At 45.0% G+C, this 21,989-nt stretch carries 20 protein-coding genes; 5 read left to right on the top strand and 15 right to left on the bottom strand.

Going from position 1 to position 21,989, the window contains the following annotated elements; genetic code table 11:
• Window positions 1-19 precede the first annotated feature (19 nt).
• Window positions 20-1,006: a formylglycine-generating enzyme family protein gene (locus tag B5X68_RS24140; RefSeq protein ID WP_082217333.1), complete on the bottom strand. Its 987-nt coding sequence runs from the start codon at window positions 1,004-1,006 to the stop codon at window positions 20-22.
• 138 nt (window positions 1,007-1,144) lie between these two features.
• Between B5X68_RS24140 and B5X68_RS24135 the strand changes: the two genes are divergently transcribed.
• Together B5X68_RS24135 and B5X68_RS24130 are read left to right on the top strand one after the other, a co-directional pair.
• Window positions 1,145-3,061 (top strand): ABC-F family ATP-binding cassette domain-containing protein, encoded by a 1,917-nt coding sequence (locus tag B5X68_RS24135; RefSeq protein WP_082217332.1) that lies wholly within the window; start codon window positions 1,145-1,147, stop codon window positions 3,059-3,061.
• 51 nt (window positions 3,062-3,112) lie between these two features.
• Complete coding sequence (locus B5X68_RS24130; RefSeq protein WP_082217331.1) at window positions 3,113-3,742, top strand: DedA family protein; 630 nt, start codon at window positions 3,113-3,115, stop codon at window positions 3,740-3,742.
• Between the two features lie 3 nt (window positions 3,743-3,745).
• On the opposite strand, the gene B5X68_RS24125 is transcribed toward B5X68_RS24130, so the two are convergent.
• Window positions 3,746-4,270, bottom strand: coding sequence for a gamma carbonic anhydrase family protein (locus tag B5X68_RS24125; protein WP_082217330.1), 525 nt, complete (start codon window positions 4,268-4,270; stop codon window positions 3,746-3,748).
• Between the two features lie 119 nt (window positions 4,271-4,389).
• Between B5X68_RS24125 and B5X68_RS24120 the strand changes: the two genes are divergently transcribed.
• Window positions 4,390-4,950: a YqgE/AlgH family protein gene (locus B5X68_RS24120; protein ID WP_082217329.1), complete on the top strand. Its 561-nt coding sequence runs from the start codon at window positions 4,390-4,392 to the stop codon at window positions 4,948-4,950.
• A 12-nt stretch (window positions 4,951-4,962) separates the two neighbouring features.
• Here B5X68_RS24120 and B5X68_RS24115 read toward each other — a convergent pair whose 3' ends face one another.
• Window positions 4,963-5,184 carry a hypothetical protein gene (locus B5X68_RS24115; protein ID WP_170916717.1) on the bottom strand — a complete coding sequence of 74 codons (222 nt, stop codon included), beginning with the start codon at window positions 5,182-5,184 and terminating at the stop codon, window positions 4,963-4,965.
• A 171-nt stretch (window positions 5,185-5,355) separates the two neighbouring features.
• Between B5X68_RS24115 and B5X68_RS24110 the strand changes: the two genes are divergently transcribed.
• Window positions 5,356-6,612 (top strand): metallophosphoesterase, encoded by a 1,257-nt coding sequence (locus tag B5X68_RS24110; RefSeq protein WP_082217328.1) that lies wholly within the window; start codon window positions 5,356-5,358, stop codon window positions 6,610-6,612.
• A gap of 432 nt (window positions 6,613-7,044) precedes the next feature.
• Entirely contained in the window at window positions 7,045-9,939 is a 2,895-nt protein-coding gene (gene gcvP / locus B5X68_RS24100) for an aminomethyl-transferring glycine dehydrogenase (RefSeq protein WP_082217327.1), read from the top strand.
• An 82-nt stretch (window positions 9,940-10,021) separates the two neighbouring features.
• Here the strand turns inward: gcvP and B5X68_RS24095 are convergent, their stop codons facing one another.
• From B5X68_RS24095 to B5X68_RS24040, 12 genes are all read right to left on the bottom strand, one after another.
• Window positions 10,022-10,540 (bottom strand): NADH-quinone oxidoreductase subunit J family protein, encoded by a 519-nt coding sequence (locus tag B5X68_RS24095; protein WP_082217326.1) that lies wholly within the window; start codon window positions 10,538-10,540, stop codon window positions 10,022-10,024.
• Window positions 10,541-10,574: 34 nt separating this feature from the next.
• Window positions 10,575-11,168: a NuoI/complex I 23 kDa subunit family protein gene (locus B5X68_RS24090; protein WP_082217325.1), complete on the bottom strand. Its 594-nt coding sequence runs from the start codon at window positions 11,166-11,168 to the stop codon at window positions 10,575-10,577.
• A 16-nt stretch (window positions 11,169-11,184) separates the two neighbouring features.
• A complete protein-coding gene (gene nuoH, locus B5X68_RS24085; RefSeq protein ID WP_082217324.1) occupies window positions 11,185-12,264 on the bottom strand; it encodes an NADH-quinone oxidoreductase subunit NuoH in 1,080 nt (359 codons plus the stop codon).
• A gap of 41 nt (window positions 12,265-12,305) precedes the next feature.
• Window positions 12,306-13,421, bottom strand: coding sequence for an NADH-quinone oxidoreductase subunit G (locus B5X68_RS24080; protein ID WP_082217323.1), 1,116 nt, complete (start codon window positions 13,419-13,421; stop codon window positions 12,306-12,308).
• Between the two features lie 21 nt (window positions 13,422-13,442).
• Window positions 13,443-14,960 carry a glycosyltransferase family protein gene (locus B5X68_RS24075; RefSeq protein WP_082217322.1) on the bottom strand — a complete coding sequence of 506 codons (1,518 nt, stop codon included), beginning with the start codon at window positions 14,958-14,960 and terminating at the stop codon, window positions 13,443-13,445.
• Window positions 14,960-16,300 (bottom strand): NADH-quinone oxidoreductase subunit NuoF, encoded by a 1,341-nt coding sequence (gene nuoF / locus B5X68_RS24070; protein ID WP_082217321.1) that lies wholly within the window; start codon window positions 16,298-16,300, stop codon window positions 14,960-14,962. The genes B5X68_RS24075 and nuoF overlap by 1 nt, the downstream gene beginning before the upstream one ends.
• Window positions 16,301-16,323: 23 nt before the next feature.
• Window positions 16,324-16,821 (bottom strand): NADH-quinone oxidoreductase subunit NuoE, encoded by a 498-nt coding sequence (gene nuoE / locus B5X68_RS24065; protein WP_082217320.1) that lies wholly within the window; start codon window positions 16,819-16,821, stop codon window positions 16,324-16,326.
• 14 nt (window positions 16,822-16,835) lie between these two features.
• The gene (gene nuoD, locus B5X68_RS24060; protein ID WP_082217319.1) at window positions 16,836-18,062 is read right to left on the bottom strand and encodes an NADH dehydrogenase (quinone) subunit D; all 1,227 of its coding nucleotides are present in this window, start codon (window positions 18,060-18,062) and stop codon (window positions 16,836-16,838) included.
• Between the two features lie 18 nt (window positions 18,063-18,080).
• A complete protein-coding gene (locus B5X68_RS24055) occupies window positions 18,081-18,581 on the bottom strand; it encodes an NADH-quinone oxidoreductase subunit C (protein WP_082217318.1) in 501 nt (166 codons plus the stop codon).
• A gap of 6 nt (window positions 18,582-18,587) precedes the next feature.
• Complete coding sequence (locus B5X68_RS24050) at window positions 18,588-19,130, bottom strand: NADH-quinone oxidoreductase subunit B (RefSeq protein ID WP_082217317.1); 543 nt, start codon at window positions 19,128-19,130, stop codon at window positions 18,588-18,590.
• Window positions 19,131-19,157: 27 nt separating this feature from the next.
• A complete protein-coding gene (locus B5X68_RS24045) occupies window positions 19,158-19,532 on the bottom strand; it encodes an NADH-quinone oxidoreductase subunit A (protein WP_082217316.1) in 375 nt (124 codons plus the stop codon).
• Between the two features lie 197 nt (window positions 19,533-19,729).
• Window positions 19,730-21,871: a T9SS type A sorting domain-containing protein gene (locus B5X68_RS24040; RefSeq protein ID WP_082217315.1), complete on the bottom strand. Its 2,142-nt coding sequence runs from the start codon at window positions 21,869-21,871 to the stop codon at window positions 19,730-19,732.
• Window positions 21,872-21,989: the final 118 nt, after the last annotated feature.

The following is a 21,989-nucleotide window of genomic DNA, read 5'->3' as shown; positions in this document are numbered from 1 at the left end:
TAAGAGTTTAAATATGATCTCAATAATCTTCAATCAATTTTGGACTGTAATAAGCATTAATTTCCTCCTGCGAAGGTTGTTTAAGCGGCCTAACCACCCTGAAACCAACAAAAGAAGCACTTGTCATCCACCACTCGCTTTTAGGAAGCTGCGGATCAAGGATTTTCCATTCTGGTTTCGAAGCTGTGCGGGCTGCGCTACGCAGGTCTGCTGGCTCATCATCCCAGGAACCGCCGCGAACAGCTGTTGGATAAAGCTCCGTTACAGGTGCGTATTTTTCTCCGGCAGGTTGTTTGGCATAGTAATCCGGAATGTATTGATCTAATGTCCATTCCATCACATTTCCGTGCATATCGTGTAAGCCGAACGCATTTGGTTTTTTCTGTCCGATCTTTTTATAAGCTGCATCGCTATTTTTGCGGTGCCACGCATATTCGTCTAATTTCGATTCATCTGCACCAAATGAGTAAGCAGTTTTTGATCCGGCGCGGCAGGCATATTCCCACTCAGCCTCAGTTGGTAATCTGTAAAAAACACCGGTTTTCTCATAAAGCCATTTGCAAAAATGAATGGCTGCGTACTGCGTCATGTTGATCGCCGGATAGCCCGATCTTCCCATACCAAACGACATATCTACATAAGGAGGACTTGGGCGGGTGCTTGCGTCGGTTTTTTGAACGCTTTTGTCAGGATCCGGATGACGTGCGGCCATTTCCTTTTCCATGTTTTTGAAGGCATATAGATCGTAAATATCCCAAATGACTTCTGTTTTGCCCATCCAGAAGGGCTCGATTTTTACTTTGTGCTGAGGGCCTTCATCCGGCCTGCGGCCTTTTTCGGAATCAGGACTTCCCATCATGAACTCGCCGCCAGGAATCGCGACCATATCATAAACTTGGGGGCTACCTCCTATTTTTTGAGTGTAATTCTTAAAATTTGCGTCTTGTGCTACTGCGTTAAAACAAAGGAAAACGGTTGAGAATAGGTAAAAAAATTGCTTGGACATGATTTAAAATGTGTTCTATGGAACCATATAACTAAATATAAAGAGCAATATTATGCTATTTACCCTTTCAAAACGAATTTTTTCTTTGTTGTTTGAGATCTGTCCTACCTTTGTAGGAATTGAATTTTACTTTGAATCATGAATTACCTTTCAGCAGAAAATATAGCGAAGTCATTTGGCGATCAGTGGCTTTTTAAAAACATCAATTTTGGAATAAGCAGGGGAGATAAAGTTGCACTCATCGGAACGAACGGAACGGGCAAGACTACTTTTCTGAACATTCTTACAGGAAAAATTCCGGCCGATGAAGGAGAAGTGAGCATTCGCAAAGACATTCGGGTGGGTTATCTGGACCAAAGCCCGGCTTTTGATGAGAGCCTTTCGGTGATTGACGTGATTTTTTCTTCCAATAATCCTGTGGCACAAGTTGTTAAGCGCTATGAGCACGCCATTGAAACCGATAACCACGACGAGCTTGCGGAGGTGATGGAAGATATGGACAAGTTCAATGCCTGGGATTTTGAATATCGGACAAAGGAAATCCTGGGACGTCTTGGCATTCACCACACGGAGAACCTTTTTGGAACATTATCCGGCGGTCAGCGCAAGCGTGTAGCTATGGCGAAAGTTCTGCTGGAAGATCCCGATTTGCTGATCCTGGATGAACCTACCAACCATTTGGATCTGGATACAGTGGAATGGCTCGAAAATTACCTCAACACATCCAATACAACACTTTTGGTAGTAACGCACGACCGGTATTTCCTCGACACGGTTTGTAATCAAATGCTCGAACTGGATCACGGTTCTGCTTATCCTTATAAAGGCAATTACTCTTACTTTTTGGAAAAAAAGGCCGAAAGAGAGGAAATGGAGGCTGCCGGCATTGACAAGGCGCGCAACTTAATGCGAAAAGAACTTGACTGGATCCGCCGTCAGCCCAAAGCACGTGGGACGAAGGCGAAATATCGCGTGGATGCATTTGAAGAACTGAAAGAAAAGGCAAGCCAGAAGAAGTTTGATACACAAATGGAATTGAATGTCCGGACTTCAAGGCTGGGCAGTAAGATCATTGAGCTGGAAAATGTAAGCAAAGGATTTGGTGAAAGACAATTGATCAAAAACTTTGAATACACATTCCGTAAGGGCGACCGCATTGGAATTGTGGGTCAGAACGGGATGGGCAAGTCCACACTCCTGAACATGATTACGGGCGAACTAATGCCTGATAAGGGTCAGATCGTGAAGGGTGAAACGGTCCAATTTGGATACTATAAGCAATCAGATCTTGTTTTCAATGAGAATCAAAGGGTAATTGATATTGTGAAAGATGTGGCGGAGGTGGTGCAACTCGGAACCGGCGAAACGGTTACGGTTGGACATTTGTTGCAGGCCTTCTTGTTTTCGCCTTCCAAACAGTATGATTTTATTTCCAAACTGAGCGGTGGGGAGAAGCGGAGGTTGCAATTACTTCTCATATTGATCAAACAACCTAATTTCCTCATTCTCGATGAACCGACGAATGATCTGGACATTGCAAGTTTGAATGTTCTTGAAGAGTTTTTACTGAATTTTCCGGGCTGCCTGGTAATCGTTTCCCACGACCGTTATTTCCTTGACAGGCTGGTACAGCACATTTTTGTATTTGAAGGAGAAGGAAGAATCAGCGATTTTCCAGGAAATTACACCGAGCTGCGTGAATATCAGGATGAGCAGGAAGCGGAGAAGAAATCTTCGGGAACCAATGCTAATGGCGGCAAAAGCAATACAACACACGTTATCCAGCCGGTTAAGGAGACAGCAGCTCCCGTTGCGACAGCTCCTGTGGCACCAGCTACACCAAAGCGTAAGCTGAGTTATAAAGAGCAGAAGGAAATGGAGCAATTGGAATCGGATATTGCCAAAATGGAGGAGCAGAAGGCGGTTTTGGTTGCCAAATTACATGAAGGCGGTTCGCACGCGGAGCTGGCACAATGGTCAAAGCAGATTGAGGAATTGACCGAAAGTCAGGCGGATAAGGAAATGCGCTGGCTCGAACTATCCGAAAATGCTTAAATTTGGCAGCATTGCGATCCTATGTCCCGATTAGCCCTTTAAATCAGCATTATGAATTCAATTGCCGAGTTTTTTCAATATATCCTTAATTCCGAAGAGTTGATCCGCACAGGCGGCCTGCTGGTGATTACGTTTATCGTTTTTGCCGAAAATGGGTTATTCTTTGCTTTTTTTCTGCCAGGCGACTACCTGGTTTTCCTGGCCGGCGTTTTCTGCGGGACAGGAATCCTGAATGTTCCAATCGGCATTTTGCTGTTATGCATGTTTGCAGCGGCTGTTTTGGGATCACTAGTCGGCTATATTTTTGGAAAATACTTCGGCGACATGTTCGAGAACAGGCCGGATTCTTTCTTTTTCAAGAAAAAACACATTGAAACTACGCGCAAATATTTTGATAAATACGGCAGCAGGACATTGATTATCAGTCGTTTCCTTCCGGTTGTGCGTACATTTGCACCCATTCTGGCCGGACTGGTGAAAATGTCGTTGCCATCATTTATGATCAATAATGTGGCCGGCGGTCTGATCTGGATCGGAACATTAACGGGAGGTGGCTATTTGTTTGGCGAGCGCTTTCCCTGGATCGTTGACTATGTTCAGTATATCATCATTTTCTTCCTTGCGATCACCACATTTACTGTCATTAAGGGATATCTGAATGCAAGAAAGGAAATGGGTTAATGCTCATTTCCCTTCCTCTTCCCGGAACCAGCCCGAATAAGTAATATAGTTATTGGCCGTCCGGTCAATGGCAGCATTCAGTTCCGTCGAAACATCTTTCAAATATTTTGCCGGATTGCCCGCATAAATCGTCCCGGGGGGGACTTTTGTTCCCTGGGTGACAATGGCGCCAGCCGCCACAATCGATCCCGTTCCGATCACGGCCCCGTCCATCACGATAGCGCCCATGCCAATCAGCACGTGATCCTCTATCGTACATCCGTGGACAATTGCGTTGTGCGCCACGGACACGTAACTGCCAATAGTTGTGGCAAAACGCTGATAAGTGCAGTGAATCACAGCCCCATCCTGAATATTGGAATAATTACCAATGCGAATGCTGTTCACATCGCCCCGAACCACGGCATTGAACCAAACCGTACAATGGCTGCCCATCACCACATCGCCCACCACCGTAGCGTTTTCCGCAAGCCAGCAATTTTCCCCAAACGCGGGATTAAAGCCTCGCACAGTTTTTATATATGGCATATCTTTTTTTCGATTTGGCCGAAAATAGGTAAACGATTAATTCCTTTTGTTAAATGCCGCGAAATTGTTGCTAAAAATTAAATATATTACGTTTTTGATAATTTAAAGCCATACTCACTATGCCATCAGCCATGAAAATTTCAAAAGGAAGTCTTTTAATTGCCAAACCGTTTCTTGGAGATCCCAATTTTGAAAGAGGCGTTATATTGATGTGCGAACACAATGAGCAGGGCAGCTTCGGCTTTGTGCTGAACCAAATTACCGATCTTTTTCTGGGGGATGTTCTGGACGAGACCATTTATCAGGACATTGCTTTGCATTTGGGGGGGCCTGTTGAGAAAAATACGCTGCATTTCATTCACAGGCGGCCCGATCTGGTGGCTGGCGGGACGGAGATTATGCAAAATGTTTATTGGGGAGGGGATTTTGACAGCGTAAAAATGCTTTTAAATCTCAACACATTTCACGCAGATGATATCCGCTTTTTTATCGGATATTCCGGCTGGAGCGGCGGCCAGCTCGAGGACGAATTAAAACAGGATTCGTGGATCGTTTCCAGCACAAACTCTGATTTCCTCTTCACAACGCCACCTGAAAACTTCTGGCGCGAGATCCTGCGCAATATGGGCGGCGAATATCGTTCCATTGCCCACTACCCCATAGATCCGAGGCTGAACTGAGCGATAACCTGACTAGTTGGGCCGGTCAAGACCATGGACGGACTCGTAATCCGACTTGATCCTGCTTACTTCCCTGGCAAGAAATTTCTGTAATTGTTGGTTAAAAACAGCTTTATCTTCCTCAGAAAGAGACGCATATAAGTCTTTCAGTTCCTGGTTGATCTGCGCACGCTCCTGGTCCGAACCGGCATTCATGGAACGGATATGAAAGCGCTTAAAATCAAATTCCGGCATATTTCTTTCGTTTAGTAAGTTCAAAATTACTAAATGCCGCTCAGCTTTGAAAACGAACCTTTAACTTGCTCAATGCTCCATTGTTGTACAATCGGCTACATTCTTTTTTAGTCACCGAACGAGAAAATTCTGAGCGGTGTTAACGAGCAATATCATAATGATTACCCCAAAATGAACAGAACATTCTTTTTTATATTTTTAACCTTCATCCTCTTCGCAATTGACTGGTACGTGTGGCAGGGACTGCGTTTTGCAATCCGGAATTTAACGCCGCTTACCCAACGCTGGATCGGCGGAGCCTACTGGGTTTTTACAGCACTCACATTAGGCGCTTACATTATCATGCAATTGCTCCCGCCTGATTATCTCAAAAGCACTACGCGAACATTCATTGTCGCTTTCATTGCAATTCCTTATTTGTCTAAACTTCTGGCCGTTTTTCTTTTGTTCCTGGACGACATTCGCCGTTTTTTACAGTGGATAGCAAGCTTTTTCTTTCCTTCGGCCGCGCCGGTTTCTCCTGTGACTGGCGAACCTACTATTCCGAGGTCTCAGTTTCTGGCAACTACGGCTATGGTGGCGGGAGCGGGGCTTATGGGCACTTTTGCTTATGGAATTATCTCCGGTGCACACGATTACCGCATTCGCCGGGTTCGTATTCCGCTGAAAAATCTTCCCAAAGCATTTGACGGGATCAAAATTGCGCAGTTGTCGGACATTCATTCCGGGAGCTTTTTTAACAAAACGGCTGTAAAAGGAGGCGTTGAAATGCTGATGAAGGAGAAGCCGGACATTGCATTTTTTACGGGCGATCTCGTTAATGACCGTGCGTTGGAAGTGCGTGAGTACATTGACATTTTTAACAAAGTAAAAGCGCCGCTGGGCGTGCACTCTGTTTTGGGAAATCATGATTATGGCGATTATTTTCAATGGCCGAGCATTGAATCCAAGCAAAGCAATCTGGCAGATCTGCGAAAAGCGCATCAGTTATTGGGCTGGAATTTAATGCTGGATGAAAACCGCGCGATCCGTGTCGATGGTGAAGAAATTGGACTTATAGGCATCCAGAATTGGGGCGCGGGTAATTTTGCCAAATACGGAAATCTGGAAAAGGCTTACCAGCATACGGATGATTTTCCTGTTAAAATATTGCTTTCCCATGATCCCAGCCATTGGCAGGCACAGGTTTTACCAAAATACAAAGACATTGATCTGGCGTTGGCAGGGCATACGCACGGCATGCAGTTTGGTGTGGAAATTGGTGGGTTGAAGTGGAGCCCTGTGCAATACAGATATAAACAATGGGCAGGATTATACACAGAAAATGAGCAGCATTTGTATGTTAACCGTGGCTTTGGCTATTTAGGTTATCCTGGTCGTGTAGGTATTTTGCCCGAAATTGCCATCATAGAATTGGTCAGGGCCTGAAAAACAGGGAACTTGTAAATGGGTTTGATCAGTTATACAGGATAACAGCCTAAATGCGTTGAGTATATAAGGTCCTGTAATCCTAAAAATGATCAAGATGACAAAATTTGCTTCCTTATTCCTCGTACTCGCATTGATTTGCGGGATTTCTGGTGTTAACACGGTAAGTGCTAAGCCAGCCAACGCGAAGACCGAGCTCTTAGTCAAAAAGAAAAAGTATAAGGGTTACAAAAAGCCGAAATCCAAGAAATTCCTCGGAATATTCAAGCGGAAAACGGATTGCGGTTGTCCCAATCACTGACATTCGAATTGCATCAAAATTTGCATATATTCAAGAGTAAGCAGGGCCATCATTCTCTAAGAGATTCGATTGGATTTGCTTACTTTTGTATTTTAAAACCACTTAATATTGACGTCGTCAGCCCAAGTTGAATGAAAATTAATCTTCGGAACCAGGATAAATTTGAAAACCGTCACCACGGTAAGGATGCGCAGGAATTGCAGGAAATGCTGAGCACGATAGGAGCAGCATCACTGGATGAACTCATAGATCAGACGCTTCCTCCGGCTATCAGGTTGCAAAAGCCGTTGAACTTGCCAAGACCTAAGACCGAGCAGGAATTCCTGCAGGGAATCAGGAAAATAGCAAGCAAAAACGCAGTTTTGAAATCATACATCGGAACAGGTTATTACGATACCGTTACGCCGAATGTGATTCTTCGGAACATTCTTGAAAATCCAGCCTGGTATACTGCCTACACACCTTACCAAGCCGAGATCGCACAGGGTAGACTTGAAATGCTGCTCAACTTTCAAACTGTAATTACAGATTTGACCGGCATGGAGATCGCAAACGCTTCATTGCTGGACGAAGCGACTGCTGCTGCTGAGGCCATGACAATGCTTCATAGCCTGCGTCCTTCCTCAAGGAAAAAAGCGAACACATTTTTTGTTTCAGAACTTTGTCATCCGCAAACGATCGACCTTGTTCACACAAGAGCGAAGCCAATCGGCATTGACATTATAGTAGGAAACCATGCAACGGTGGATCTTACCGATGAGAATCTATACGGTGTGCTGGTTCAATATCCTGCTACCAATGGAGAAGTGATTGATTACACAGATTTCATCGCTTCTGCACATGAGCAGGGCCTTTCAGTTGCCGTTGCCGCAGATTTGCTGGCATTGACGTTGCTGAAATCGCCAGGTGAAATGGGAGCGGATGTAGTTGTAGGTTCTTCGCAACGTTTCGGCGTTCCGATGGGTTATGGCGGGCCGCATGCGGCTTATTTTGCAACAAAGGATTCATTTAAAAGACATATACCAGGCCGGATTATCGGTGTTTCAGTGGATACGGAAGGCAACCGCGCATTGCGCATGGCCTTGCAAACACGCGAGCAGCATATCCGTCGCGAAAAGGCGACTTCCAACATTTGCACCGCGCAGGTGCTTTTGGCAGTTATTGCAGGCGCTTACTCCGTTTATCACGGGCCCGAAGGCATCAGGAACATTGCTGCTCGCGTTCACGGACTTACCAAACTTTTCGTTGACACGATAAAACAGTTCCATTATGAGGTCGTAACAGAGCATTACTTTGACACTGTGACTGTTAAGACTGGTTTGACAAGAAAGCTGAGAGAAACCGCTGTGAAATGGGGCATTAACCTTAAATACAATGGTGAGGAAAGTGTCTCGGTTTCATTTGATGAGGCAAAGACTTTTGACGATGTCATCGCGCTGTTAAATGTATTTGCAGAAGTGTCTGGTTTCCAGGGCGAGATGGTAATTGATGAAGAATTGGAACTGGATCTTCCATCCAATCTTGCCCGTACATCCGAATATCTGACACATCCCGTTTTCAACACGCATCATACCGAGCACGAAATGCTGCGTTATCTGAAATCGCTTGAAAATAAGGACTTATCATTGGTTCATTCCATGATTTCACTGGGCAGCTGCACAATGAAGCTGAATGCAACCGCCGAAATGATCCCATTGACGTGGCCTGAATTTGGTGCTATCCACCCGTTTGCTCCGACCAATCAGGTTGGGGGTTATGCGCAGCTGGTAAGCGAGCTTAATATCTGGCTTTGCGAGATCACTGGATTTGCTGCCATGTCATTCCAGCCCAATTCAGGCGCACAAGGCGAATACGCGGGACTTATGGCAATCCGCGCTTACCACGAAAGCCGCGGCGATGTGCACAGAAATGTTGCATTGATCCCTTCTTCCGCACACGGGACTAACCCTGCATCGGCTGTTATGGCGGGAATGAAAGTGGTGGTTACCAAATGTGATGAAAGAGGAAACATTGACGTTGCTGATCTGAGAGCCAGAGCTGAGCAATATAAAGATGAATTGTCTTGCTTAATGATCACCTATCCTTCCACGCACGGTGTGTATGAGGAAAGCATTATTGAGATCTGCGAAATGATCCATTCATTTGGCGGACAGGTTTATATGGATGGTGCCAATATGAATGCGCAAGTTGGTCTTACCAGTCCCGCAACCATTGGCGCAGACGTTTGCCATTTGAATTTGCACAAAACATTCTGCATTCCTCATGGCGGCGGCGGACCCGGCGTTGGCCCGATCGGTGTGGCGGAACATTTGATGCCCTTCCTTCCTGGTCACGTTAATTTCAGCACGCAGCCCGAGCATTTGCCCGCCGGCGAAGCAGGAGCCGTTTCGGCCGCGCCTTACGGAAGTGCAAGCATCCTGACGATTTCCTATGCATACATTGCCATGATGGGAGAGGCCGGGCTTACCAATGCAACCAAATACGCAATTCTGAATGCCAATTATATTAAAGAGCGCTTAAGCGGACATTATGACGTGCTTTATACAGGCACAAACGGCCGCTGCGCCCACGAAATGATCCTGGATTGCCGTTCATTCAAAGCGGCGGGTGTGGAAGCTGAAGATCTTGCAAAACGTTTGATGGATTACGGATTTCACGCGCCTACATTGTCATTCCCTGTTGCAGGAACATTGATGATCGAGCCAACGGAATCGGAATCGAAAGCGGAACTGGATCGTTTTTGTGATACAATGATCGCGATCAGAAATGAAATTCGTGAGATTGAGGAAGGCACGGCAGACCGCACAGAGAATGTGCTCAAAAATGCACCGCATACGTCGAGGATCCTGTTAAGTGAAAATTGGAACAGATCTTACAGCCGCGAAAAAGCTGCATTCCCATTGCCGCATTTACGATTCAACAAGTTCTGGCCAAGCGTAAGCCGCGTCGACAGCGCTTACGGCGACAGAAACCTGATCTGCTCTTGCATTCCGGTTGAAGCTTATTCAGAAGTGGAAGCTAGCTAGAAAGCGATAAATACAAAAGAAAAAGGGAAATGCTCGGTTGAGTATTTCCCTTTTTTATATGCTAAAATGTTAGCTTAGGATTTTAAAAATGTCTTTCTCCGATTTCTCTTTTCCCTAACATTACCGCACCCACCATCGCTACCAAAAGGAGAATTGAAACCAACTCAAAAGGAAGCAAATAATCGCGGAAAAGTAAATGTCCGAGGTTTTCAATCATTCCGATCTGTGAATCAAATTGCTGCGGATCAAATCCGGGAATAACGCTTTTACGATAAGCCCCAAACAGGATGACAAACACAGTTCCGCCGACAATGGTGGCCGCAATCTTCGTCAGATTGGTTTTAGACTCCTCATTATCCTGCTTCATATTCAAAAACATGATCACAAAGAGGAAAAGAACCATAATGGCACCTGCGTAAACAATAATGTTAACAGCGGCCAGAAACTGCGCATTGAGCAGAATATAATGTCCCGAAAGTGTAAAGAATGTCAGGATCAGATAAAGGACGCTGTGGATCGGGTTGCGTGAAACAACCACCATTACTGCGCTGAGGACAGTCAGGAATGACAGGAAATAGAAAAATGAAATAGCTGAATTCATAAAATTAAATAGCTGATATGCTCAATGAATGTGTTCAGGGAATGGCTCTCGGAACAACATTGGTAACTTCGCCGCTGGCCCTTTTCAAGTCCAAGGTACGTGCTTCTTCTTTGGTCCAGGCTTCGCGGGTGTATCTGTTGTTCATATCTTCCACCAAAAGATCTTTTCCCCAAATCACCTGATCGCGTTCTGCAAATACGGGAACAAACTCGTCGTGGCGCAAATAAACGGCTTGTTTCGGGCAAGCTTCTTCACAAAGCCCGCAGAAAATGCATCTCAGCATGTTCACTTCGTAAACCGCCGCATATTTTTCTTCGCGGTAAAGCTTTTCTTCCCCTTTTTCGCGTTCAGCCGCCACGATTTGGATGGCTTCTGCCGGACAAGCAACGGCGCATAATCCGCAGGCAGTGCAGCGTTCCCGACCGTCTTCATCCCTTTTCAGAATGTGTCTTCCACGGAAAACAGGGCCCAGGTAACGCTTCACCTCGGGATATTCAATGGTTACCTTTTTTGCAAAAAAGTGCTTAATGGTGATCGCTAATCCAGTTGCAATAGCAGGCAAGTAGGCGCGTTCCATGAACGTCATTTCCTTATTGCTTACTTGCTTAGAGCGATTTGTCAGTTGCATGGCAATGTGTTTTTTATTAATTCAACCACGCGGTGATCATCGGCTTTAAGAAAAGCACGGCAGCACCTGTGATAATAATATTAAAGATAGCAAGCGGGATCAGTTTTTTCCAGCCCAGGTTCATCAGCTGATCATAACGGAATCTTGGAATTGTCCAGCGCACCCACATGTAGAAGAAGATGAAGAACAATGCTTTCCCAAAAAATACGGCTGTCCCGATCAATGTGGCCACATTATGACCTGTTTCTGTTCCCAAAGCCTGTGTAAGCTGCGTGTAAACCCAGTCCATTCCGGGATAATTGTAACCGCCAAAATAAAGTACAGAGATAATGGCAGAGGAAATGAACATGTTAATGTATTCGGCAAACAGATAAAAGCCCAGTTTCATACTTCCATACTCCGTATGATAGCCGCCTACAAGCTCCGTTTCGCACTCCGGAAGGTCAAAAGGCACACGGTTACATTCAGCGAAGGAGCAGGTAATGAAAATAATAAAACCCAGTGGCTGGTAAAAGATATTCCAGTTACCGCCGTGCTGCTGAGCCACAATCTCGCCTAATGAAAGCGAGCTGCTCATCATGAGAATCGCAATCAGCGAAAGGCCCATAGCAACTTCATAACTAATGTTTTGCGAAGCCGCACGGATCGCGCCGAGAAGCGAAAACTTATTATTGGAAGCCCAGCCGCCAACCATGATGCCATAAACGCCCAGCGCAACAACGCCAAAAACGTAAAGAATACCAATGTTGGATTCAACCCCTTGCAAAGCAACTTCATGACCATTAATACGGAATGTGCTTCCAAAAGGAATAACCGCGCTGGCTAGCAATGCTGTAAGCATTGCCAAACTCGGGCCTGCTATGAAAAGCCATTTATTAGCCAGAGCAGGAATAAAATCTTCTTTGAAAAACATTTTACCCGCATCCGCAAGAGGTTGCAACAATCCGCCTGGTCCCGCCCGGTTTGGGCCCATCCTGTCCTGGATAAAGCCCGCAACTTTGCGCTCGCCCCAGGTTGAATACATTGCAATGACCAGCGTAAGGACAAAAACAACGAATATTGTTGCGGTTTTAATGAGAAACTCCGTTAAATCCATTTTTTGTAAACAAGGTTAAAAACCGGCTTCTAAGCCGATGACTAGTTATTTTTAGCTAACAATGAGCGGTGATTTGCTTTGTCGTTGTTTTCAATGCTTTGATGACGAATTGTATCGTCGTCGGTAACATATGGACGCGTATCATCGATGCGCTTGTATTGCGTTTCTGCCATTTTAATCGCGAAATCAGGCTTTCTAACCAGATCAGCGCGGTATTTATTAGCTGAAATTACAGAACTGCGCTTCACTTTTGTGGGACCTTCCAGCACCCAGTCACTTGTTTTTTTCTTCTCAAAGCGGCAGGTGTTGCAGATGAAGTCATTGACTTCTCCCCAGGTATTTTTCCTCGCAGTAACGCGGATCACCTCGTCACCTCTGTACCAAAGAGTCGTTTTACCGCAGCATTTATCGCAATCGCGGTGCGCGTCTTCCGGTTTGGTAAACCATACACGGTTTTTAAAGCGGAAAGTTTTATCAGTAAGCGCTCCTACCGGGCACACGTCGATCACATTTCCGGAGAAGTCATTGTCAATTGCTTTTTCAATGTAAGTGCTTATTTCAGAAGCATCTCCACGGTTCATTACGCCATGTAAACGCTTGTCGGTAATCTGGTCGGCTGTGTATACGCAACGATAGCAAAGGATGCAGCGCGTCATGTGCAGTTGCACGTAAGGGCCAATGTCGATTTTATCAAAAGTCCTTCTGTCTTCCTCGTAACGCGTATTTACCGAACCGTGCTCAAATGCAAAATCCTGCAAATGACATTCTCCGGCCTGGTCACAAATAGGGCAGTCGAGCGGGTGATTGATCAGGAGGAATTCAACAATGCTCTTCCGCGTATCCAGAACGGCCTGATTGGATGTATTTTCAACAACCATTCCTTCCTGAACCTGCGTAATGCACGATGGAACGAGTTTCGGCATCGGCCTTGGGTCTTTCGCGGAACCTTGTGCAACGCGAACCAGACAAGCTCTGCATTTTCCGCCGGAAGTAGGCAGCGGTTTGTAGTAACACATGGCCGGGGGCACAAGTGCAGCCTGACTTTCGTCCGCTTCTGCAATTTTACGTGCAGCCTGCATAATCGTTGTTCCCGGTTCTACTTCGACTTCAATGCCGTCAAACGTAATTTTTACTAACTGAGGTTTGGTCTCTTCCATGCCAAAATTTTATATCTTATGCTATTTGTCGGCCTCGTAAATGTCATACGGGCCCACGGTTGAGCTATATTTTAAAGTGTTTGCAAAATCAATATTGAGAATGTTGGTAGGAACAATCCCTTTTAATGAAATTACATATTTAATATCCTTTCTCCTAACCATGCTCTCAAATTTATCGAACTGAAAGGTTCCGTTCAAATTGGCCAGATAAACGAGGTCAGCAAAAGGAATTAACGCATTATTAACCAAAAAATGATTCAGAAAATAACCTTCCAGATTATTGCCGCCGCAAATATAAACCCACTCCCGCGGTTTCAGGTTTTTCTCGTGGTATAAATATTCCGACACATTACGTTCATCAATGTAATTGCGCTCGAAGTTGGAATGGATCGCTGATTTATACTTCATGAAAACAAAAAGCGTGCAATGCAGAAATGCGACGATCATATAAAATGAGGCAGCGATCCTGAAAAAACCTTGATCAAATCGATAAACGTTTGCGGCGTGGGTGATGAAAAGTGTAATCTGAATGACCGCTAAAATCAGATAATCCTGATAGTAACCAACGCCCGCGCCGATTTTGAATGCTGTTGACGTCGAAAAGACGAAAGTCAAAAAGCAGCAAAGGGTCAGAAACAGAAGAAAATTGGAGTATCTGTAATAAATGATATAGCCGCTCACAATCGCGTTAGCAATTATTAACGGCGCAAATTGCAAAAGCCAGTGTTGAAGCGTCCAGTCGTAAAACCACTCCCAACTGGCCGAATTAGCCACACCTCCAATAATGTTGGTAAAAAACAGGTCAATGGTGTTGATAGGAAGGATCGCCAGATAAAGAGCCATAACAACCACACCGAATGCAGTCAGACTCAATAGCATTTTCCATTCTCTGTTCAATATCCAGTAAACGCCTGCGGAAATAGCGAGTATTGCACCGCTTTGTTTAACAAAAAAGGCTGTAACAGCGATGAAAATGGCTGGATAAAACCAAAATTGGCTGCCATCCTGTTTCAATGCGTTATAGCAGGAAAATATAAAGAGTGATGTTAATAAAATCAGTAAACTATCCGGACGGGAAGTGGTTAAAAACCAAAAGCTCAGCACATGAAAAATATACAAGCTTGCAATGATTGCGACGAACGGCTTTTTTGTCAAACGATTCAAAAATAAGCCAATAAAGCCAACAGTAGCCAAAACGAAAAGATTCGACCACAACCGGCTTGCAAGATAAATTTTATGCACTTCCAGGGCTGACCAGCCCACTATTTTGCAGAATGTGGCAACGATCGTAGAATAAATCGGCGCATATTGAGATAACCTGAATGGCGCATCTTCCGGATCCAGATAAATGGGACTGCCTGAAACAAGAAGTTGAATAGGAACAATCGAACTGCCCTCGCTTCCGGAAATATCGGGATGATAGCTGATGGATGCCTGGAATTTAATGATTAAGAGTATCAATGCGCTAATGAGCCCGAAGATCAAAGCAATCATAAAGGATTTATCCCGGACCCAAATCAGCGATTTATTGATTTCCATTATACTAATGCCATTTCGCCCTGATAAACTGCGCCGGGCTGCGATGCTTCGTGTGGATTAGTAATGTGCCACATAAATTCATCCCTGAAATGCCGGATTGCGCTGGCAACTGGCCAGGCAGCAGCGTCGCCCAATGGACAAATGGTGTTACCTTCTATTTTTTTGGATATATCAACCAGCAGATCAATGTCGTGCATGCTCCCGTGGCCGTGTTCAATTCGATGAAGCACTTTTTCCATCCAGCCGGTTCCTTCACGGCATGGGCTGCATTGTCCGCAAGATTCATGATGATAAAAACGGGAGAAATTCCAGGTGTTACGAACGATACATGCTGTTTCATCAAAAACAATGAAACCACCCGAACCTAACATTGTTCCTGTTGCAAATCCACCATCCGACAGTGATTCATAGCTCATCAGGCGATCTTCACCATTAGCCGTCTTCATGATCAAATGCGCTGGCAAAATGGGGACAGATGAACCTCCTGCAACCAATGCTTTCAAATGATGTCCTTTCCTCACGCCACCGCAGTATTCATCTGAATTAAGGAATTCCTCAACACTAACACCCAACTCGATCTCGTAAACGCCGGGTTTATTAATGTGTCCCGAAGCAGAAATCAGCTTCGTTCCAGTGCTGCGGCCAACACCAATGGCTGCATAAGCATCTCCGCCATTGTTAATGATCCAAGGCATGTTGGAGATAGATTCCACATTGTTTACCACAGTCGGGCTTTGATATAAACCTTTTACTGCAGGGAATGGCGGCTTGTTTCTTGGATTCCCTCTTTTTCCTTCAAGAGATTCAAGCAACGCGGTTTCTTCACCGCAAATGTAAGCGCCACCACCAGGCTGAACGATCAGTTCAAGATCGTAACCGGTTCCTAATATATTTTTACCAAGAAATCCTTTCGCTTTTGCTTCCTCAATGGCTTGCTCCAAAATCCGGATCACATACATTAACTCTCCACGAACATAGATAAAGGACTTGTTTGCGCCAAGCGCAAAGCTTGAAATGATCATCCCTTCAATGAGCAAATGCGGAATGGTCTTCATCAAATGATGATCCTTGAATGTTCCGGGCTCGGATTCATCCGCATTACACACCAAATAACGGGGAACACCTTCCGGTTTAGCCAAAAAGCCCCATTTCATACCCATTGGAAAACCCGCACCGCCACGTCCGCGCACACCGGATTTCTTTGCTTCTTCCACAACCTCTTCCGGGGTCATGGTCTTTATCGCTTTTTCAACGGCCGTGTATCCTCCCTTTTGACGATAAACGTCGAAAGTTTCGATGCCTGGTGTATTAATATGTTCCGTTAAGATTTTTATAGCCATTTGAGGATCAATTTCAGCTTACGCTATTTACTCAACTCTTCAATAATTTCATCCACTTTTTCATTCGTCAGGTTCATGTAATATTTCTCACGAATCTGAAAAACAGGGCCCCAGCCGCATGCTGCCAGACATTCTACTTCTTTTAATGTGAAAAGTCCATCGGCGGTTGTTTGTCCGGCGTCAATGCCCAGTCTTTGTTTCAAATGTCCGTAAACGTCTTCCCCGCCCATCAGGCAGCAAGGACCCGTGCGGCAATATTCAATCACATGCTTCCCGACAGGATCAAGGTGATACATGGTGTAAAAAGTCGCAACTTCGTAAACTTCGACGGGTTCCAGGCTCAGCAAGCTGGCCACGTGATCCATTACTTCGCTGCTCAACCAGCCCCATTGTTCCTGTGCCACGTGTAAAACAGGCAAAAGAGCCGACTTTTGACGGCCCTCAGGATAACGTGCAATGATCTCTTTTACTTTTTCCTGTCTTTCCGGTGTAAATGCAACCAGATTTGGTGATTCAGTCATTTCTTGAATATTTTTTAGGCGTCCAGCTCACCCGCAATTACATTAAGGCTACTCATGGTCAGAATTGCGTCAGAAAGTGTACTTCCTTTGCACATTTCAGGATAAGCCTGATAATAGATAAAGCTTGGTCTACGGAAATGCAGTCTGTATGGAGTCCGGCCGCCGTCGCTGATCAGGTAAAAACCTAACTCGCCGTTACCACCTTCCACCGCATGATAAACTTCACCAATGGGAGCGTCGATTTCTCCCATTACGATTTTAAAATGGTAAATAAGCGCTTCCATGCTCCTGTAAACCTCTTTTTTGGGAGGTAAATAATATTCAGGCGCATCGGCGTAATAAGGGCCTTCGGGAAGATTGTTAATAGCTTGTTCTACGATTTTCAGACTTTGCCACATTTCCTCGTTACGCACCATATAGCGATCGTAAGTGTCGCCGTTCTGGCCAACAGGAATGTCAAACTCAAAGTCCTGGTACGAAGAATAGGGGTTCATAACCCTTACATCATAGTCCAACCCTGCCGCACGAAGGTTTGGGCCTGTAAAACCGTAAGAAATTGCCCGCTCCATGGATATAGGGCCAACATTAATGGTCCTGTCCATGAAAATCCTGTTGCGATTAAGCAACTTTTCAAGCTCTCTCAGAACAGGCGGGAATGTTTTTATAAACTCATTGATTTTGCGAATGGCTGTTGTAGAAAGATCTCTTTCCATTCCGCCGACACGTCCCATATTGGTCGTCAAACGGGCGCCGCAAACCTCTTCGTAGATTTCGTAAACTTCCTCACGCTTTTGCATTACGTAAAGGAAACCGGTAAATGCACCTGTATCCACACCCAAAATACTATTGCAAATCAGGTGGTCCGTAATGCGTGCAAGTTCCATCATGATCACGCGGATATACTGCGCTCTCTTCGGCACTTCCACGCTCAAAAGCTTTTCAACCGTCATGTGCCAGCCCAGATTGTTGATCGGGGAGGAGCAGTAGTTCATGCGGTCAGTAAGGGTTGTGATCTGGTAAAAAGGCCTTCTTTCAGCGATTTTCTCAAATGCACGGTGTATATATCCAATGGTCTGCTCTCCTGAAACGATCTTTTCTCCATCCATTTTCAGGATATTCTGGAAAATACCGTGAGTTGCAGGGTGAGTAGGACCGAGGTTAAGCGTGGTCAGTTCTTCAACCAGCTCAGGTAGATCGGCGTTTGCGGGAACATTATGTGGTAATAATTCAATATCTGCCATATCTTACTCAGTATAGGGTCATCGGCCAAAAAGGGCATCAGTTTTATCTTCGCGCGTCGCATCTTCCAGCGGAAACTCCCGTCTCATCGGGAAGTAATCCATCTCCTCTATATTCAGGATGCGCTTTAAGTTGGGATGTCCGTCAAACATAATCCCAAAGAAATCGTACGTTTCGCGCTCCATCCAGTTAGCAGAAGCAAACAAGCCCGTTGCCGTCGGAATGTGAATATCCGCTTCGGCTAGGCTCACTTTGATACGAACGCGGAAATTGTGCACGAAACTGTGCATATGATACACAACCATAAATTCCTTCTCGACATTATCAGGATAATGTATGCCAGTAATGTCTGTTAAAAAGATAAACTGGTAAGTTTTATGGTCGCGCAGAAATTCTAAAAGAGGGATAATTTCCTCACGAGAGGTTGAAAGCGTCAGCAATCCGTAAGGCTCATCAAAGTCAAAAACCTGATCACCAAATTTTTCCAAAAGCGCTTCGGCTACCTCCTGGTTACTTAGCATAGGGGATTATTGAATATTATATGATGCTAATAATTCCTGGTATTCGTCTGTATTTCTACGACGAAGCTTTTCATTTTGTGCCAAATGTTGAATGTGCATCAGACCGTCAATGATTTGTTCCGGTCGTGGCGGGCAGCCGGGTACATACACGTCAACCGGGATAATTCGATCAATTCCCTGCAAAACGCTGTAAGTATCGAAGATCCCGCCGCTTGAAGCACAGGCGCCAACGGCCATTACCCAGCGGGGTTCAGCCATTTGTAAATAAACCTGCTTTACAACAGGAGCCATTTTCTTGGCAATTGTTCCCATTACCATCAGCAAATCAGCCTGACGGGGAGAAAAACTAGGTCTTTCTGATCCAAAACGGGATATGTCGTAATGTGCTCCCATGGTTGCCATGAATTCAATTCCACAGCAAGAGGTTGCAAAGGGAAGTGGCCAGAGAGAATAACTTCTTGCCAAACCTATGGCTTCATCAAATGAAGTTGCAAAAAAACCAGATCCGCTATGTCCTTGCGGAGCCTCCACAATCGTTACTTCTTTCATAATTTTTCTGTCAGTCAAGTTTGTAAATTACTCTTCCCAGTTCAGGACCCCTTTGCGGATCACATAATAAAACCCGGAAAGCAGCAATGCCATAAACAACAACATTTCTACAAACCCAAACATTCCTAAACCCTTAAAATTAACTGCCCAGGGATACATAAATATCACCTCAACGTCAAAAAGAACAAATAGGATGGCAACAAGAAAATATTTTACGGAGATAGGCGTCCTGGCATCACCAACAGACTCTATACCACATTCAAACGGATCGTCTTTTAACTTGCTTTTCCTGCTTGGGCCAATCAAGTGCGTTACAATCATTGTGCCACCAATGAAGGCAGCAGCCAGGATGAATTGAACCAAAATCGGCAGGTAATCAGAAGGGAAATATGAATTTTTCATTGAGTCAGTTATTCAATTACAATCTATGAAATCAACCTGAAAATTGTTGTCAGCGGTTACTTTCTTTCTGGTTTCTCAAAATTAGCCTTTGCAAATTTATCAATCAAATTCTGGACTTTATCTTTTGTCTAATTAGTATCATACTAAATAAGCCCCGGATGGCCGGGGCTTATTGACAAAAAAACGATGATTGAAGCTTATCGGATCACAATCTGCTTGGTGAGGCTCTGGCCCTGTCCGGTTACACGAAGGATATATTTTCCTGTCGGCAGATAACGCACATCTATTTCCAGGCGGCTATCCAGCAACCGCGGTGATGTAGTCCTGATTACCCTTCCGTAAATGTCAAAAATGGTTACAGTTGCTTCACGGATATTATCTCTTGACTCAATGTAAACAAAGTTTCCCTGGCTTGGGTTAGGGTAAATCACAACTTCGTTTTGCTCATTGGTTTTAAACTCACGCGACGCCGTATCGGAATAGCAAGTCAGCAAATCATCGCCAAGTTGAAAAACAACCTGCGCTCGGGTCGAGTATTCACCTGTTTTCAGGATTTTGATCAAATTAGCCGTCGTATCCGACTCACTTCCGGGTCTGCGCCACAAAAACTTTGCGTCAAGGTCCTGAGGAATGGTAGCTGTAATGCTGAATGGTCCTGAGGGTTCAATAACAGGTTTTGAAATTTCTGGTCTTACAATCAGCGATGACACGGCAGAATTTTCAGAAACGCAGCCGAAAATGTTGCGGCCCTGCACGTAATAATTGCCGCTTTCCGCGATCTGTGCAGTTGCACCGGTTGCTATCACCGTGTTCGATCCTTGTTTGTACCAGCTGTAAATATCTGTTGATTCTGCGACCGAAAATTGAAATGCAGAGTCAAAACATGCCTGCTGGTCTCCCTGTTGCTGAATGGTTGGCTGCACCGGTTTCGCATTGTTATCAAGCACTACAACCGAAGTCAGGATAGAATTTCCTGCATTGTCCTTCACCGTTGCGCGGTAAGTTCCGGCATCCGAAACCGTGATAGAATTGCCCGTTTCACCATTATTCCACAGGTAGGAAGAGTAACCCGTAGGCAAAGTGATCGTAACAGCATTGTTTTCCGTCACGCAACTAGCTTCAAGCGCAGGAATTGGCGCTGGATTGGTGGGCGTAACGGTTGAAAAGAAATTCGCGTTAAGGCTTTCATTCCAGGCATTGGCAAGGATATTAAGTGCTTCTCTCGTACTTGCAGGGTCCCGGCCTACAAAGTGCGTTCCATCTCCTCTGTTTGGAACCAGAGGATCTGTTTCAGGTCCTGGGTAAGTTGGATTAAACTGCGTATCGAGAACTGCATTTTGTGCGGCAATGATGGCTGGATTTATACTGGACGCAATGTTGGAACCGGCAGAAGTCCTGGAAGTACGGGCAATAACCCATGTGATCCGCTTATCTCCTGTTTCGCTTCCGAGCCTGTTCATGATAAATTGAAGGTCTTCCCTGTATGATGCGGTGGGCGTGTTATAAAGCGCATCCGTTTCTCCCTGCATCCATAAAATGGCCCTTACACCATACTGATTGCCATAATTTCTTGCTGCGATCCTTAAATTCGCGTAAGGCATCTGAGGCGGATATACAAAGCCACCGTATTTATTTTGCGTTTTTATTCCTTTGGCGCTGCTCGCCCAGTTTTCAATTGAAGTTCCTTCCCAGGCGGTATTAATGAAAAGGACAGGAACGTTCAGCTTCGCAACCAGCATGTCGCCCAAAAGTCCCCAACACCATGCAGACTGGCCCCTTGGCGACATAATGCCTAAATCCTGTGAAATCTTATTGAATGCCGGCGGAACAGGATCTGTTAGCAAGTCCCTGTCATCGTTGTTATAATTGGAAATATACATCACACGGTCATCCTGTGCCGAAGGTCCTGGATATGCTCTTAATCCCTGTGCGTTAGATTGCCCTGCTATGATAAAGACCTCACCTACGCCCAGTCTGGATAAAATGTCCCTGCCAACGACCTTTCCATCCGAAAGACCACGGACTTCGATAGAATACCAGCCACCCATTAATGCGATGTCACCTTTAAAAACACCACCTTTCGGAGCCTCCTGTAAAGTTTTCCAAGGTGTTTCAAAGCCCTGACCCTGGACAACAGGCACGGCGCGGACTTCAATTTTGTCCATAGGAACAGTAAATGTTCCTGAAACGGTTATTTCTCTCTGTCCCGTAATATTTTGTTGATATACAGCCTGAAAGGTTGGTGAAGTAATTCGGATTTGCGAGAAAGCTGTTGAGGATATAAGACTGATCAACAGTAATGCCTTTGCCACAACCGGGAAAATAATTCTATGACGCATTGGGAATTCTTAAACAGAGTAAAAATTTGTATATCTGACAGATGTTGGATTTTCGACTTGGGCCATGTGAACTACACAAAACGGTCACAAATGTAAATGATTATTTTTGCTAAAATAT

It is taken from the genome of Dyadobacter psychrophilus (assembly GCF_900167945.1).
GTDB classification, from domain to species: Bacteria; Bacteroidota; Bacteroidia; order Cytophagales; family Spirosomataceae; genus Dyadobacter; species Dyadobacter psychrophilus.
The sequence above is the reverse complement of the archived record's forward strand: the minus strand, read 5'-3'. Positions and strand labels throughout refer to the sequence as shown.

Coding starts and splice junctions, on each gene's coding strand:
- B5X68_RS24140 (WP_082217333.1), bottom strand. CDS start 1,006: ATGTCCAAGCAATTTTTTTACCTATTCTCAACCGTTTTCCTTTGTTTT.
- B5X68_RS24135 (WP_082217332.1), top strand. CDS start 1,145: ATGAATTACCTTTCAGCAGAAAATATAGCGAAGTCATTTGGCGATCAG.
- B5X68_RS24130 (WP_082217331.1), top strand. CDS start 3,113: ATGAATTCAATTGCCGAGTTTTTTCAATATATCCTTAATTCCGAAGAG.
- B5X68_RS24125 (WP_082217330.1), bottom strand. CDS start 4,270: ATGCCATATATAAAAACTGTGCGAGGCTTTAATCCCGCGTTTGGGGAA.
- B5X68_RS24120 (WP_082217329.1), top strand. CDS start 4,390: ATGCCATCAGCCATGAAAATTTCAAAAGGAAGTCTTTTAATTGCCAAA.
- B5X68_RS24115 (WP_170916717.1), bottom strand. CDS start 5,184: ATGCCGGAATTTGATTTTAAGCGCTTTCATATCCGTTCCATGAATGCC.
- B5X68_RS24110 (WP_082217328.1), top strand. CDS start 5,356: ATGAACAGAACATTCTTTTTTATATTTTTAACCTTCATCCTCTTCGCA.
- gcvP (WP_082217327.1), top strand. CDS start 7,045: ATGAAAATTAATCTTCGGAACCAGGATAAATTTGAAAACCGTCACCAC.
- B5X68_RS24095 (WP_082217326.1), bottom strand. CDS start 10,540: ATGAATTCAGCTATTTCATTTTTCTATTTCCTGTCATTCCTGACTGTC.
- B5X68_RS24090 (WP_082217325.1), bottom strand. CDS start 11,168: ATGCAACTGACAAATCGCTCTAAGCAAGTAAGCAATAAGGAAATGACG.
- nuoH (WP_082217324.1), bottom strand. CDS start 12,264: ATGGATTTAACGGAGTTTCTCATTAAAACCGCAACAATATTCGTTGTT.
- B5X68_RS24080 (WP_082217323.1), bottom strand. CDS start 13,421: ATGGAAGAGACCAAACCTCAGTTAGTAAAAATTACGTTTGACGGCATT.
- B5X68_RS24075 (WP_082217322.1), bottom strand. CDS start 14,960: ATGGAAATCAATAAATCGCTGATTTGGGTCCGGGATAAATCCTTTATG.
- nuoF (WP_082217321.1), bottom strand. CDS start 16,300: ATGGCTATAAAAATCTTAACGGAACATATTAATACACCAGGCATCGAA.
- nuoE (WP_082217320.1), bottom strand. CDS start 16,821: ATGACTGAATCACCAAATCTGGTTGCATTTACACCGGAAAGACAGGAA.
- nuoD (WP_082217319.1), bottom strand. CDS start 18,062: ATGGCAGATATTGAATTATTACCACATAATGTTCCCGCAAACGCCGAT.
- B5X68_RS24055 (WP_082217318.1), bottom strand. CDS start 18,581: ATGCTAAGTAACCAGGAGGTAGCCGAAGCGCTTTTGGAAAAATTTGGT.
- B5X68_RS24050 (WP_082217317.1), bottom strand. CDS start 19,130: ATGAAAGAAGTAACGATTGTGGAGGCTCCGCAAGGACATAGCGGATCT.
- B5X68_RS24045 (WP_082217316.1), bottom strand. CDS start 19,532: ATGAAAAATTCATATTTCCCTTCTGATTACCTGCCGATTTTGGTTCAA.
- B5X68_RS24040 (WP_082217315.1), bottom strand. CDS start 21,871: ATGCGTCATAGAATTATTTTCCCGGTTGTGGCAAAGGCATTACTGTTG.